A 15,308-nucleotide genomic window follows, 5' to 3' on the forward strand; every position below is an offset into this window, starting at 1 on the left:
GTATGTATGAAATTAACGATTCTATCAACTAGTGATACCCATGGATTTATTGAGCCTACTAACTACGTTAGTGCTCAAAACGATAAACCATTCGGACTAGAACGAGCAGCTTCATGCATTAACAAATTACAAATCGAGAATGATAATACCATTACGATTGATAATGGCGACTACTTGGAAGGTTCCCCACTGGCGTATTACATTGCAAAAATAAAAAAACAAGCGGGACCTGACCAAATTGACCATGCATTTAACATGGTGAATTATGACTACGGTGTGTTGGGCAACCATGAATTTAACTACGGATTGGAGTATATGCAGACTTCAATTCACAATACTGACCGGCAAATTCTATGCGCCAACATTGTCGACCAAAACGACCAACACGTTTTGGGCGCCCCCTACACCATTCAAAACGTTAATGGTGTAAACGTCGGAATTATTGGGATGACCACCCGGGGTGCAACAAAGTGGGAATCTTCTGAAAATATCATCGGGTTAAAATTTCTATCCGTTGAAGAATCAGCTAAAAAGTACGTCCCCATCGTTCGCGAAAAAGCCGACGTTGTTATCATTGCTTACCATGGTGGCTTCGAACGTAATAGTAAGGGCGAAGCGACCGAACCCCTTGAAGATTCTGAAAATGAAAGCTATGCGATGCTAAAGAATGTCTCCGGAATTGATGCATTAGTAACTGGTCACCAACACCGTAAGATTGCGGAAAAACTCTTCGATGTTCCCGTGACCCAGCCGGGGCACCGGGGCGAATTTGTGGGTAAAATTGATTTAGACATTGAAAAAGTCGGTGCCCGTTATCAAGTTGTTGATAGTAGTGCTGAATTGGTCAAAACCGCTGATTATGAACCTGACAAACAGATTCAAGAATACATTGCCCCACTTAGCCATAAGGTCAATGATTGGTTAGACGAGCCCCTTTCTAAAATTGAAGGTTCCCTCTATTTTGATGATGCCTTTGAAGCTCGCATTCATAAGACTAGCTTTATTGAATTCATTCAAAAGGTCCAAATGGAAACCATGGGGGTCGATATTTCCGCAACCGCACTATTTAATAATGAGGCCCATGGTTTTGAAAATCCAATTACGATGCGTAATATCATGACTAATTACGTCTATCCTAATAAATTAGCAGTCCTAGAAATCAGTGGCGCAGACCTAAAAGCTGCCATGGAAATTAGTGCGAAATACTTTGCAATTAAGGACCATCACATCGTTGTTAACGAGGCGTTCGTTTACCCGAAAGCAAGGCATTATAACTACGACATGTACGAGGGCGTCGACTACACCATTAAGGTTAGCAACCCCGTGGGTCAACGCATTATTAATTTAACCTACCATGGCCAACCGGTTCGTCCTGATCAGAAGTTAAAGATTGTTTTGAACCAGTACCGCGCATCGGGGGGCGGCCACTTCCCAATGTACAGTAACGATAAGGTAATTGCGAAGGATTCAGTAATGATGAGTCAGCTAATTGCAAATTACCTTCGTAGACACCCATTCATCAAAGCAACCAATAATCACAATTTTAAAGTAATTGAATAAATTAAAAAGAAGGAACCATCATCAGTCGATAATGGTTCCTTCTTTTTAATTGGCCGCATTAGCGTATTTCTTCCGTTTCGGATGGTTAGGATTATAACCAACGTATTGAATCACATTTAGTTTCCGAATTGCCGTAACCTTAATTTTACCAGGATAAGTCAAATCATTTTCAATTTGATCCTTCACCTTGGTGGTCATCTGCAACATTGCATCATCACTTAGATTCTTAGGGTCAACGATAATTCTAATTTCACGCCCAGCTTGAATTGCGTAACTTTCCTTAACCCCTGGTTGGGTATCCGCAATTTTTTCAAGGTTCTTAAGCCGGGTTACATATTCTTCAACTGATTCGCTCCGGGCCCCTGGCCGGGCACCCGAAATGGCATCAGAAGTAGAAATGATCGTTGCAATCAAACTAATTGGTTCAACGTCCCCGTGGTGAGCTGCAATTGCATTTATGACTATTGGATCCTCATGGTATGTCTCAGCAATCTTGACCCCTAATTCAACGTGGGTACCCTCTACTTCGTGGTCAATTGCCTTCCCAATATCATGAAGCATTCCCGCACGGCGCGCTAGCTTAGGGTTTAACCCTAGTTCACTAGCAATTACGCCTGCAATCTGGGCCACTTCAATCGAATGGTAAAGCACGTTCTGACCATAACTAGTCCGAAACTTCAACCGACCAATAATCTTCATTAAATCGGGATGCATTGTCCCTAATTTTAACGAAAGAACAACATCTTCACCAGTTTCACGCAGTTCGTCATTAACGTTGTGACGAGCAGTATTAACCTGGGTTTCAATGTTAGCATTGTTAATTTGCCGTGAAACAATCAAGGCATTGAGCGCCCGTCGAACCACTTCCCGTCTGATTGGGTCATGGGTAACAATGTGGAGGGTCAAGTAATCATCCGGGTCAAAAATTAAGCTCGTTCCGGTTAAAGCTTCGATTAGACGAAGGTGCTGCTCATCATGACTTAGTAGCCGGTTCCTAATTTCTGCTGATGGCACGTTAACATTTCGTTCGATGTGGCTTCTTGGAACATCTTCTGGGCCCCGTTGAATTGCTTCAATAATAACATTATCAGCAATTCGGTTAGCGTAAGTTTCAGTCGACTCACGAAGGTACTTCACCTCGATGTCGCGTTCACGCTTTAATTCGTTAGCCGTATTATCTAAAACCATTCGCTTAACGGTGTCATCATCCAAATGACTATTTTCATTTAACACCTGGTGGCGTTTAGTAACTAGCTGATCAGCATCAATCAATGTTTGTTTTACCCCCGCCTTATTTTGGGCATTAATGGCCTTAAGCTCATTATAGCGAAGCTCATCATCATTAATTCGGGCACTTAACTGTTTTAAATATTCATCGTGTTGACGAATCCGAACTGCCTTGGTCTGATTATCAGCTCGTTGGGTATCCAAATCTTCCAAAATCGTTTCCTGGTAATCAGTTGTCTGCTCCCGATTTTTCTGAATAATCCGCCGTTTTTTATTTTGAATGTGGGTTAGCTTAGCCTTTAGGTAATCATCGGCTTTTTGCTTGGCAGCGGCTAACTTCTGATCTGTTTGCCGGTTGCTAGCAATAATTCCACCGATTGCACCTAAAATAACCATCACTGATCCGACTAATAAATACAAAAATACTCCCCCCTTTCGACTTTAAATTCCTATATAACATGATAACATAATTACTTTGTGATTGAGTCCAAGAGTTGGTAAAGAACCATTTTGTTTTGTCCATCAATTGATACAGAACTAATTTGGGACGGTGTTTGTTGCACTTGGTTGGGTGCATCTGTAGCGGAGATGAAATCATGGTCAAAATCAATTAAGGCATCCATATTTTCGGCTTTCATTTCAAAGTGAAATTGCAGTCCAATAATGTTATCACCTAGCATAAAACCTTGGTTATGGTCGATATCATTTGCAAAGAGCCGCTTAGCATCTGGTGGCAGGGTGAATTGTTGACCGTGCCAATGGAGCACCGTTAGTTCTTCTGGAACTTCAACTGGGCTTTGCTTAGAAGCATGGACGGGAAACCAGCCAATTTCCGGAACGATTACGTTACTAATCATTCCCCCAAAGGCTAGCGCAATTTGTTGTGCTCCTAAACACACCCCAAAAATAGGTTTGTGAGCGGCATGAGCCCGGTGAATTAAATCTCGTTCATCAGCAAGCCAGGAATCACTATCTTCAGCACTGTTGCCCCCACCCATGATAACTAATAGATCAAATTGATCGGAACGAATGCTGTCAATCCGAGCACCCATATCAGGACGAACCGTGAAAACATCGTAGTCGTTTTCTTCGGCCCAATCTTGAATTAAGGCCGGCCCTTCTACTTCATTATGTTGTAAAACTAACATTTTCATTTTAATAACCCTCTTTAATTTAAGTTCGTACCCTTTAATTATAACTAAAATTAACTATCAGGTCGATTACTTGGCTCCTTCTAGTATTCAGAAAGCCATTTTGGCTGTATAATGAGATGAAGGAGTGATTTTATGTTATCTATTTTTGGTCAAAGACTACGGGCCCTACGACGGGGACATAACTTGACGCAAAGTCAATTAGCAGCAGCATTAAACAAACAATTTAATGCTAAACCACATCCAAATACAGAGGCCCAGTTAGGGAAATGGGAGCTTGGCCTTCGTTCACCTTCCATTCCAGAACTAATCAAACTGGCCACCTTTTTCGACGTCAGCATTGACTTTTTAGTTGGACGAAATGACGATAACGTTAAGGATCTTGCACAGTCATTAATCAGTGCTAACGACCTTCAATTCGATGAAAAAATGCTTACCAGAAACGACAAGCGTGAAATTTTTGAATTAATTCACGCTTACATGTTAGGCAAGGAAGGTCGCAGTAATAAGCGCCAATCAAACAACCAACAAGAAGAATTAAACCTTGACTTCGGTCCAGAAGAAATGGAATAAGGAGCGTTCATTATTAATCGCAAAAAATTAATTAAAAAGCTAAAAAAGAACCATCAAGTTGTCCATCAACCCGGCTATATTGAGCAACTCACTCGGTACGCCGATTTATTTAGCGCCTTTGGTGAAATTAAGTTCTTGATTAACAACATCCTGATCAGTGATCGACTACTAAACGCCGGAAATTTACCTCAAGACATGCCATACTTACTCCTTCCGGATAATATCCAAGACACCATTTTTGCGGCTGTTAATAGTCAATTCCCAGCCGATAGTAAGGATGGCGATCGACTCTGGAATCAATACTCAGAAGCATTACCTAAATTAGATAAACTGCTTCGTTCATACAGAGACTACTTAGAAAATGAATACGGCATGTGGGCATATATTTCCGCTCCGTTTACTAAGGCCATTGCGGACTTCGTTGGCAACGACATGGTTTTAGAAGTAATGGCTGGCAATGGCTATATTTCAAAGGGTTTGCGTAATAACAACGTTAACGTTAACGTTACCGATAGCCTGGCATGGGTCAATGAAAACGAAACCGGTAAACACCTAGTGACTGAGGTTGAAAAATTGGATGCGTTAGCGGCCTTTCATAAATATGAAGACACGGTTGACACGATTATCATGTGTTGGTCACCAGACGGGGTTCCAGTTGATTGGGAATTATTACAAGCAATTCGGCAATCACCACGGAAAATCCGCTTAATTGTAATTGGTGAAAAGGACGGCGCTACTAATTCTAAGGAATTCTGGCAAAATGCTAAATTTGTTGATTTAGAAGCCGCTAAGCAGCTTAATTTGCACCATCAGCCATTTGATCTAATTAAGGATCAACTGTACATTGTAGAGTAAAAAAACCTTGTCTAAGACAAGGTTTTTTTGAACTATTTAGTTTCGTCAGCCTCTTCTTCACTGGCTTCGTCTTCAGAATCAATTTTATGCAACTGCGTTTGCGCCCAGTCAACCACCTTGGTTACCATTTGTGCCTGACTAGCTACAAAATCATCAGCAGTTGCGGTTTCATCAATTCTTAACTTTGAGCGATTTACCTCGGGTGATTCAACGATCATGTAGACGTTCACCGGTTGAACCCCTTCTCCCGACATAATTTTACTAATCGCCTTCACGTAATCAAATGGTAAGTTAATTACGTTAGTTTCCAATTTAAAAACCGTATCCGCATCCTCCACGATTAACCGTGCTTGCGCAATCTGATCCGATTGAATCTGTTCGGCAATGAAGCTAACCATGGGAGCGAATGCCTTTGATAGGTCCGCTTCTAAGGCCGCTTTTTTAATGGTAAAATTAGTGGCCTTAAATTGTTCATCAGTAACTTGATCAATAAATTTTTCAACATCAATTTCCATTTTTTTCACCAATTTCTATTTCTTGTTTTGTTGTTCTCGTAAACGTTTAGCAACTCGTTTTTGAGAATTCTTAAAGACCATCCGGAACCAGACGATACTAACAAAAACCCCAACTACACCCAACAATAAATTAATGATTCGCACCCAGATGCTTAATGCAGAATCAGTAATTAAAATGGCCGAAGTCACAAACGTTAACGTGTAAAAAACCATAATTAATCCCAATATATGATATGCAAATTGAGCTCTAAAGTAAGCTAGTCCAATCGGCACTAAGTATAACACAGCTGAAATTAAGACGGTGCGAATTAAGGCTTCTCCCGTGATTAAAGAGGAACCTAGCCACATAGTAACATTAATCAAAACGTATATAAACAACGAGCAAAGCGCTCCGATATTCAATTCTCGATTATTCATTTGTCCCATCCATTCTGCAATTTATCTATTCTAACAATGCCACAATCAATCCAGCTACACAACCATTAATTTTTATTTTTATATAGGAGGGATTCAATTGAGTTGGCAATACCATCTAATTGCTCTGACTAATAGTACGGTCCGCGAGCTACTCAGCCAGTCACTTTTAATTCCAAAACACCTTATTTATAAACTCCGGAAGGAACAACGGGTCCAGATTAACCATCGCTACTTACCCATGAACTTTCAGGTCAATCCGGGAGATTCGGTAGATTTAACCTTTAACCAGTCTGATTTTCAAGCCGTTCAAACTCCCATTATTGCTGCTCCAGATTACGTTACCCCAATTTATGAAACTGATGATTTGATTGTGGTAAATAAGCGACGGGGCGATAAAACCCATCCCAATCAACCGGGAGAATCCGGAGCAACCATTAACCAAGTCGCTGGTTACCTCGCGCCAAAGAATCAACAACCCTACATTATCCATCGGCTGGATCAACAAACCTCCGGTGCCATCATCTTTGGTAAGAATCCCGTAGTGGTTCCAATTCTAACCCGCTTAATCAGTGAAAAACAAATCCAGCGGAATTACCTGGCGTGGGTTGATGGAATCGTCAAACCGGCCAACGGAACCATTGACCTGCCAATTGGGCTGGACCCTAACGACCAACGGAAACGATTGGTCAACGGCATTAACGCCGTCCCAGCGGTTACCCACTACCAGGTAATCCGGACGATCAATCATCGAACGCTAGTTCAAATTACGTTAGCAACCGGCAGAACCCATCAAATTCGGGTTCATTTTGCAGCCATTCACCATCCACTAGTGGGTGATCCGCTCTATAATCAGGACAGCGAATTCCCCCTCCAACTCCACTCGTTTCAATTAGACCTCATTCAACCATTTGAAATGAACCACCACTTAATTAAAGCCCCACTTCCAGATGATTTCATTATGTAAAAAAAATGCCGAACCAATTAAGGTTCAGCATTTTTTGCTTATTAGCAATTAATAGTTAGGATTAATTACTTTAAAGGCTTCCATTTCCATTCGTTAACTTCTGGTAAGTCGGTACCTTCGTCACGGATGTAAGCATTGTGCTTAGCAACCATGTCTTCCATCCGACGTACGAATGATTGACCCTTAACAGCATATTCTGGAACGTCGTTAACAACTTCGATTGCAAGATCGAAACGGTCAAGTTGGTTAAGAACACGCATGTCAAATGGAGTAGTAATATCACCATTTTCACGGTAACCATGAACGTGAACGTTGTGGTTATGACGGTCAAAGAAGAATCCTTTAATCATGTCTTCGAAGCCGTGGAATGCGAATACAACTGGCTTGTCAGTAGTGAATAATTGATCGAACTTAGCATCACTTAAACCACGAGGATCGTTTTCTGGAGTACGAAGTCTCAAGATATCAACAACGTTGATAAAACGAATCTTCATTTCTGGGAATTCATCGTGTAGTAATGAAACTGCAGCTAAAGCTTCCCAAGTAGGTTCAGTACCAGCAGCAGCAATAACTACGTCAGGTTCTTCACCTTGGTCAGTAGATGCCCAGTCGATGTAACCTAAACCATCCTTAACAAGGTTGGTAGCTTCTTCGATTGAGAACCATTGTGGACGTGGGTGCTTTGAAGTAACGATTAAGTTAATCTTTTCGTAACTTCTGAATGCAACGTCACCAACAGCTAATAAAGTATTAGCATCGGCTGGCAAGTATTCACGAATGAATTCAGGCTTCTTTTCAGCCAAGTGAGTAAGCATACCTGGATCTTGGTGAGTGTAACCATTGTGATCTTGTTGGAAAACAGTGGAAGTATCAACAAAGTTCAATGATGGGTATTGCTTACGCCATGGTTGTTCAGCAGCCTTACGTAACCACTTGAAGTGTTGAGTTAACATTGAGTCAACAACACGACCGAATGATTCGTAAGTAGCAAAGAATCCATGACGACCAGTTAGAACGTAACCTTCTAACCAACCTTCAGCTTGATGTTCTGACAATTGTGAGTCAATTAATTGACCATGGTTAGCCATGTAAGCATCGTTTGGTTCTTCAATTTCTTCCATCCATTGACGGTTAGTGTTTTCGAACACACCGTAAAGACGGTTTGACATTGATTCATCAGGACCAAATGCACGGAAGTTAGTTGGGTTCAACTTAACAACTTCACCTAACCAGTTTGACCATACAACCATGTCTTGAGCAACTGGTTGACCATGACCTTCAGCTGCAATATCAACAGCGAAGTCGCGGTAATCAGGTAACTTCAATGGTTCTGGCTTGATTCCACCATTAGTGATAGGGTTCATAGCCATTCTTTGGTCACCCTTAGGTGCCATGTCGATAACTTCTTGCTTGATAGTACCATCATCGTTTAAGAAGTCTTCTGGCTTGTATGACTTCAACCAGTCAACAAGCATGTCAGCATGTTCCATCTTGTCAGCAGAGATGTCAAGTGGAACTTGGTGAGCACGGAATGAGTTTTCGATTGGTTCGCCTTCAAGGTTCTTCTTAGGACCAGTCCAACCCTTAGGAGTACGAACAACGATAACAGGCCATACTGGTTCCTTAACGTTATCTGGAGTTTCGTTTTCACGAGCATGCTTTTGGATAGCTTGGATGTCTTCGATAGCAGCATCCAATACCTTAGCCATTTGTTCGTGGTAAGCCATATGATCGTCGAAGTCAGTCCCGTTTTCAACAAAGGTAGCCTTCCAGCCAAGACCCTTGAAGTAATCGGAAATTTCTTCGTCAGTCATCCGGTTTAATAAAGTAGGGTTAGAAATCTTGAACCCATTTAAGTTAATGATTGGTAAAACAGCACCATCAGTGATTGGGTTGATAAACTTGCTTGAGAACCAACCAGCAGCTAATGGACCAGTTTCGAATTCACCATCACCGATTTCAGTAGCAGCGATAACGTCTGGGTTATCAAGGATTGCACCAACACCGTGTGAAAGTGAGTAACCAAGTTCCCCACCTTCGTGGATTGAACCTGGAGTTTCAGGAGCAGCATGTGAAGCAACCCCACCTGGGAATGAGAATTGCTTGAACAATTTAGCCATACCCTTTTCATCTTGTGAGATGTTAGGGTAGATTTCTGAGTAACTACCATCAAGGTATGAGTTGGAAACCATAACTTGGCCACCATGACCGGAACCTTCGATGTAGAACATGTTAAGGTTGTACTTCTTAATTGCACGGTTTAAATGTGCGTAAATGAAAGTTTGGGAAGTAATAGTACCCCAATGTCCGATTGGCTTAACTTTAACATCATCAGAAGTCAAAGGCTTCTTTAATAATGGATTGGCACGCAAGTAAAGTTGACCTACTGATAAGTAGTTAGCAGCACGCCAGTACTTGTCAACTTCTTCCAAATATTCTTTGGAATCGAAATTTTCTGCCATTTAATAACACTCCTTTAGTAAATTAGATACATAGATTAACGTCAACATAAAATTAACCAAAACAGCTAATTTTATTTACAATCACTATGATAATAGATTTAAATCAAAAGTCAACCTTTTTGCAAATTGATACGCACCAATTTAAAAGTAGACTTTTAATTGTTACGTATATTATGAATGAAAACGGTTAAATAGTCCAATCTTTTATTTAAATTATTAACTTTTCTTAAGTGATTTGAACAAAAGTATTGTACTTCAAATATTTATAATGAAGGCGCATATTTGAGAACTCAAATGGCGTCCCATCATCGAGGAAGAAAATTCCCTCCATGATTCCCACTGGTTCATTTGGTTTCAGGCCTAATAGTCTTTGGTCTTCTTTTGTCGATGGCGCTGCCATGATTGACATAAATGACCGAGTGACCGTTTTGCCAATTTCTGTTTCTAAATAATTAAAGATTGAACCAGATACAATTTGCTTAGTCAACTTCGGGGTAATTCTAATTGGAATGTATCCCGTCTCAATCATAAACGGCTGATCACCAAATGATCGTAGCCGCTTAATTTCGTAAACAAAGTCATCATCTTCCAAAAAGAGGTCCTGTTCAAGTTCCTTACTAGCTGGAACCACTTTGAAATCGAGCAAATCAATTTGAGGGGTTTCCCCCATGCTTTCCATGCTATCGGTAATTCCAATGTTAGAACCATCATAGTGAAAAATGGTTTTAGACTTCATATATAGCGGGTTAACAAACGTTCCAGAGCCCCGCTTCTTAAAAATAATTCCCTGATCTGCGAGAAAAGCTAGTGCTCGTTTAATTGAGCTTCTACTAACCCCGTAGGATTCGCTCAAAGAACGTTCATCTGGCAATCGGTTATTAGGAAATTCATTTCGACTAATTCGTGCTTTTAAATCCTGCATCACTTTATGATAAACTAAATCTGCCATTTCACTACTCCTCGAAAACGTCCGTTTAATCATGTCATTTCTAGTATAACAGAATCTCAACTACTTTTTAAAAAATGAAAAGCGGTTATGCTAAAATATAGTTAAAGGTGGTCTTACTATGTCTAAAAAATCAAAGTTAAAAAAGACCCTCGTCGAAAAAATATTAGATAAGGCGAAGGTTGATTATAAACAATTCGCATTTGAAACGCACATGCAAGGTGACGTCGCTCAATTAGATGTTAACCACGGTGAAGTGGATGAGCATCGGGTCTACAAAACGCTAGTCCTTAGTGGTAAAACCACTGGTCCTGTCGTGGGGGTGGTGCCACTCGATAAGCACCTCAACGAAAAGGAATTAGCCCGGGTTTCTGGAAATAAAAAGGTGAATATGGTTCCATTAAGGGACCTTGAAAAAACCACTGGCTATGAACACGGCGCTAACACCCCAATTGGAATTTGGGAAAAATTCGAATACCCAATCTACATTGATGCGTCAGCAGAACAGCAAGGTTCAATTCTAGTATCATCCGGAAAAATTGGTCGGTCAGTTGAAATTAACGCAACCGACCTAAAGAACCTAGTGCATGCTGAATTTGCGGACATTGCAACGGATGACTAGCGATGAATAATTTAGGTCAAACGCTACTTCATACTAACTTAACGGCACTAATTGATTTGATTTTATTCCCATTCCTGTTAATTTTTACCCTCCGGCGAATTAGCCATAGCTGTAAACAATTGATTGCGGACCGTTATGGCATTCATGGGCAAATCATCTTTGGTGGAATTGGGATTATCATTCATGAATTTAGCCACCTAATAATTGCAATTATCTTCGGGCATAAAATCACTAGCTTTAGACTGCTACACGTTCCCAGGGGTAATGATGATAATTCATTGGGGTACGTTAACCATACTTTCAACCCCCAAAGTAGTTATCAAAGAATGGGCAATCTATTCATTGGGATTGCTCCCATTTTTGGGTGTGCAGCAGCATTAATGTTCACCACCTGGCTTTTAGAACCTCAAATCATTACCAGCTTTAACACCCTGCCTAACCTAAGGTTCCCGGTCGGCATTTTCACACTCGAATCGATTTGGAAGTTAATCGGATTAATCTTCATTGCCAGTTCAATTTCAATTGGTGGATTCGACCTTAGCAGTGCCGACCTTAGCAACATTAAATTTGGGCTAATCGTAATTGTTGGAATTACCATCTTTACATCGAGCTTTGCGACTGTCTTAGGGGTCGCTCCAGCATATTTAGCCTGGCTGCATAATGTAAGCACCACGTTTAATGGAATCATGTTCTTTTCATTAGTGGTGACCCTATTGAGTAACGGTTTAATCAGGATCATTACCAATCGTTAATTGCCCCACTCAACCTTAAATTCAGTTAAAAATTCTTGCATTACCTTTTGGCGAACCCGAGCCATTTCACGAGCTGTATCGGTGTTTAAACTATTTTTTATATTCAGCAATTTTTCGTAAAAATGATTAACAATGGTGGTAGGATTTCGATATTCATCCTGGGTTAACTCGGTTCGTGGCTTTAATCCAGGGTCATACATTTTTTCACCAACGTGGCCACCATAATAAAAAGCCCGGGCAATCCCAACTGCTCCAATGGCGTCTAATCGATCAGCATCTTGTACGATTTGCCCTTCAACTGATAATTCGTAATGGTAATCAAGGTTTTTACTAAATGACATATGTTCAATTATATCCATGATTGCATCAATTTTATCGCCAGAGTAATGCCATTCTTGCAGCTTTGATTTAACGATTGCAATCTGCTTGCCGGGGTTTTCAAAAAGTTTATCGTCAATTAAGTCATGCATATAAGCAGCTGTGAGCGCAACTAACGCATTAGCACGAGATTCATTAACTAAAATTGATTGGACGTTATTAACGACCCTTTCAATATGGTCATAGTTGTGCCCGGTGTGGTCGTTTTGCATCTGACTTTTTACGTATGGTGCAACTTGATCAAAAGCAATTTCCATTTTTTGCTCATTCCTTCTCAATAATAAATATTCCTAATTTTAACATACTAGAATTATTATTTTATAAGTTATACCCATTCAAAATGAAAAGCAATCGACTCGGCAATTAGCCGAATCGATTGCTTTTTTTATTCATTCAGTTTGAAATCGTCAGCGTTAACTAACTTTGCGTTTAGGAACCAGCAATGCCAATCTAGCCCGGAGCCACTGCATCGCTAAAATTAACGGATAGGCAGTTAGGACAATCAATAGTGCCACTACCCAAAGTGGGCTAACAAAAATTGAAACCAACGAGAAGAACTTCCCAACCATGATAAACGTAAATAGGAAAATCAACCCGGTTCCTGCCACTACCAATGACTTAAATAAATTTAATGGATGTGAAACCATAATCAATGCAATCCAACAACAAACCCCAGTTGCTAGAACACTTAGGGTAGAAGTTTGTGCATAGCTCATTGGCCATTCCCGAGCGGCAAAGAGAATCGCTAAAATGTAAATCACGATACTAATTGCAGTCGGTCCAGCAACATCAATAATTTTAGCGGTAAACTGGTTCGTTACCCGTTGGTAGTTAGGTTCGAACGCCAAAATAAACGATGGAATCCCAATCATGAACGTAGAAATCGGGGTTAACTGGATTGGAAGAAATGGATAATCATGGGTCGCAAAGATAAATAGCAACGTTAAAATCGTGGAATAGATTGTCTTAATTAAGTATAGCGAAGCCACACTCCCGATGTTATTAATTACCCGTCGACCCTCTTTTAAAACATCAATCATTGAATCGAAGTTTGAATCAATCAGAACGAAGTTAGCAATACTCTTTGCACTTTCGCTTCCGGAAGCCATTACAATTCCACAGTCAGATTGCTTCAATGCTGGCATATCATTAACTCCATCCCCAGTCATCGCAACCGTATGTCCATCCTCTTGGTAACCCTTGATTAAACTCTGCTTTTGGTTTGGTGTCACCCGGCCAAAAACAGTGTATTGCTTTGTTAACTGATTGTAATCAGGATTTTCACCCACGGTCGACATATCAATGTACTTATCGGCATCCTTAATCTGAACCCGCCGGGCAATGCTTGAAACGGTAACCGGATCATCACCAGAAATCACGTTAATATCAACGTCTTGTGAAGCAAAAAATTTCAATGTTTGTTCAGCATTAGGTCTGATCACGTCTGAGATTAAAATCAACCCGATAATCTGTGGATTAACCGGATGTTCGCCATCAAACCGGTCAGCTTTAGCAATCGCAAGCACCCGATTTCCTTGTGAGGCGTACTTCTTAACCTGAGCTGCTTGATCACTGGTTAATTGATCAACCACGAATTGGGGGGCTCCAACCATGTAACTTCCATTATCAAATGAAGCCCCACTCCACTTCCGCGCGGATGAGAATGGGTGCACTTCAGTTGCCTGCCACCCTGGGTTAGGCATTGCGGCCTTTAACGCCGTTGCAGTTTCATTATCATCACCAATGCTGTGAACGGCTGCCCCCACCATGGTCTTTAAATCATCAGTTGAATGCCCTGCAAACGGAATTAACTTTTCAAATGCTAGTTGCCCACTGGTAATCGTCCCGGTCTTATCCAAACAAATCGTATCGACCCGAGCCAGCGTTTCAATTACCGGAAGGTTCCGGACTAACACTCGCTTTCGAGCTAGCTTCATTGCTGAAACCGCCAGGGTCATGGAGGATAGTAGCACCAGCCCTTCTGGAATCATTCCAGTAGCGGAAGCAACAGTTCCTAAAATTGCGTTATTAATATCACTTCCCCGTAAAATCTTGGAAGTGAATAGAATGATTCCCAGTGGAATAATAATAAAAGTTAGAATTTGAATAATTTTATTAATGGTCTTAAGCATCTTACCATTGGAATCGCCATCATCCTTCGCCACTGCAGAAATCTGGTTCACAAACGACTTCCGACCAACCTTAACGGCAACCATCTTGGCACTTCCACTTACGACTGAACTAGCGGAGGTAATTTCATCGCCCGCTTGTTTTGAAATGGAGTCGGATTCACCAGTAATTTGGGATTCATCCACTTCTAAGGCGCTGGTAGTCAACACAATTCCATCAACGGGCACTTGACTCCCCCGTGACAGCTCAATTACATCCCCAACCACGATTTGGTCGGGATCAATTGTAACTAACTGGCCATCCCGAACAACAGATGTCTTATCTCTTGACAATAGGGTCATTTTATCGATTTGACGTTTTGACCGAATTTCTTGAAACGATCCAATTACAGTATTAATTACTGCAACCACCAAAAATAATAAGTTCTTATAACTTCCGGTGTAAATAACAAACGCTGCTAAAACCACGTTAATTAAATTAAATAACGTAAACGTATTAATTTTAATTATTGCCCAGACACTCTTCGTAAGGGTCTTGGGCGAATGATTGATTTCATCAGCTTCAATTCTTGATTTAACTTGATCTGCGGTTAATCCGCGATCAGCATCAACCTGACGCCAATCGATAGCCATAGATGACCACCCTTCCTAATAGTATTTACTAATACCTATTGTATAATATATTAACACTTAGGTGAAAATGTTTGCGATTATAAAAGCATTGGTCTTATTATATTCTTATGAAATCAAAGGAGGT

At 40.7% G+C, this 15,308-nt stretch carries 14 protein-coding genes; 6 read left to right on the forward strand and 8 right to left on the reverse strand.

The genetic code is table 11. From position 1 onward, the window contains the following. Positions 1-6 precede the first annotated feature (6 nt). Entirely contained in the window at positions 7-1,560 is a 1,554-nt protein-coding gene (locus tag HZL42_RS00670) for a bifunctional UDP-sugar hydrolase/5'-nucleotidase (RefSeq protein WP_219053806.1), read from the forward strand. Positions 1,561-1,605: 45 nt separating this feature from the next. Here HZL42_RS00670 and rny read toward each other — a convergent pair whose 3' ends face one another. Together rny and HZL42_RS00680 are read right to left on the reverse strand one after the other, a co-directional pair. Further along, a complete protein-coding gene (gene rny / locus HZL42_RS00675; protein WP_255552508.1) occupies positions 1,606-3,207 on the reverse strand; it encodes a ribonuclease Y in 1,602 nt (533 codons plus the stop codon). A 50-nt stretch (positions 3,208-3,257) separates the two neighbouring features. Beyond that, positions 3,258-3,941, reverse strand: a complete 684-nt coding sequence (locus HZL42_RS00680; RefSeq protein ID WP_219053807.1) for a type 1 glutamine amidotransferase — start codon at positions 3,939-3,941, stop codon at positions 3,258-3,260. 132 nt (positions 3,942-4,073) lie between these two features. Between HZL42_RS00680 and HZL42_RS00685 the strand changes: the two genes are divergently transcribed. After that, complete coding sequence (locus tag HZL42_RS00685) at positions 4,074-4,511, forward strand: helix-turn-helix domain-containing protein (protein WP_219053808.1); 438 nt, start codon at positions 4,074-4,076, stop codon at positions 4,509-4,511. 135 nt (positions 4,512-4,646) lie between these two features. Next, the gene (locus tag HZL42_RS00690; protein WP_255552509.1) at positions 4,647-5,366 is read left to right on the forward strand and encodes an SAM-dependent methyltransferase; all 720 of its coding nucleotides are present in this window, start codon (positions 4,647-4,649) and stop codon (positions 5,364-5,366) included. Positions 5,367-5,398: 32 nt separating this feature from the next. On the opposite strand, the gene HZL42_RS00695 is transcribed toward HZL42_RS00690, so the two are convergent. Together HZL42_RS00695 and HZL42_RS00700 are read right to left on the reverse strand one after the other, a co-directional pair. After that, positions 5,399-5,881: a hypothetical protein gene (locus HZL42_RS00695; RefSeq protein ID WP_219053809.1), complete on the reverse strand. Its 483-nt coding sequence runs from the start codon at positions 5,879-5,881 to the stop codon at positions 5,399-5,401. Between the two features lie 15 nt (positions 5,882-5,896). Continuing rightward, positions 5,897-6,298, reverse strand: a complete 402-nt coding sequence (locus HZL42_RS00700) for a hypothetical protein (protein ID WP_219053810.1) — start codon at positions 6,296-6,298, stop codon at positions 5,897-5,899. A 97-nt stretch (positions 6,299-6,395) separates the two neighbouring features. On the opposite strand from HZL42_RS00700, the gene HZL42_RS00705 reads away from it, so the two are divergent. Further along, positions 6,396-7,262 carry an RluA family pseudouridine synthase gene (locus tag HZL42_RS00705; RefSeq protein ID WP_219053811.1) on the forward strand — a complete coding sequence of 289 codons (867 nt, stop codon included), beginning with the start codon at positions 6,396-6,398 and terminating at the stop codon, positions 7,260-7,262. 65 nt (positions 7,263-7,327) lie between these two features. Here HZL42_RS00705 and HZL42_RS00710 read toward each other — a convergent pair whose 3' ends face one another. Together HZL42_RS00710 and HZL42_RS00715 are read right to left on the reverse strand one after the other, a co-directional pair. Continuing rightward, the gene (locus HZL42_RS00710) at positions 7,328-9,724 is read right to left on the reverse strand and encodes a phosphoketolase (protein WP_219053812.1); all 2,397 of its coding nucleotides are present in this window, start codon (positions 9,722-9,724) and stop codon (positions 7,328-7,330) included. Positions 9,725-9,950: 226 nt separating this feature from the next. Continuing rightward, complete coding sequence (locus HZL42_RS00715) at positions 9,951-10,673, reverse strand: GntR family transcriptional regulator (protein WP_219053813.1); 723 nt, start codon at positions 10,671-10,673, stop codon at positions 9,951-9,953. Positions 10,674-10,791: 118 nt separating this feature from the next. On the opposite strand from HZL42_RS00715, the gene ybaK reads away from it, so the two are divergent. Continuing rightward, the gene (gene ybaK / locus HZL42_RS00720) at positions 10,792-11,292 is read left to right on the forward strand and encodes a Cys-tRNA(Pro) deacylase (RefSeq protein ID WP_219053814.1); all 501 of its coding nucleotides are present in this window, start codon (positions 10,792-10,794) and stop codon (positions 11,290-11,292) included. Between the two features lie 2 nt (positions 11,293-11,294). Further along, on the forward strand, positions 11,295-12,044 hold the full coding sequence (locus HZL42_RS00725) for a hypothetical protein (RefSeq protein ID WP_219053815.1): 750 nt from the start codon (positions 11,295-11,297) through the stop codon (positions 12,042-12,044). Here the strand turns inward: HZL42_RS00725 and HZL42_RS00730 are convergent. Continuing rightward, on the reverse strand, positions 12,041-12,679 hold the full coding sequence (locus HZL42_RS00730) for an HD domain-containing protein (protein WP_219053816.1): 639 nt from the start codon (positions 12,677-12,679) through the stop codon (positions 12,041-12,043). The genes HZL42_RS00725 and HZL42_RS00730 overlap by 4 nt on opposite strands. 156 nt (positions 12,680-12,835) lie before the next feature. Further along, complete coding sequence (locus HZL42_RS00735; protein ID WP_219053817.1) at positions 12,836-15,184, reverse strand: HAD-IC family P-type ATPase; 2,349 nt, start codon at positions 15,182-15,184, stop codon at positions 12,836-12,838. Positions 15,185-15,308: the final 124 nt, after the last annotated feature.

The sequence above is a fragment of the Lactobacillus sp. Sy-1 genome (assembly GCF_019303535.1).
Lineage (GTDB): Bacteria > Bacillota > Bacilli > Lactobacillales > Lactobacillaceae > Nicoliella.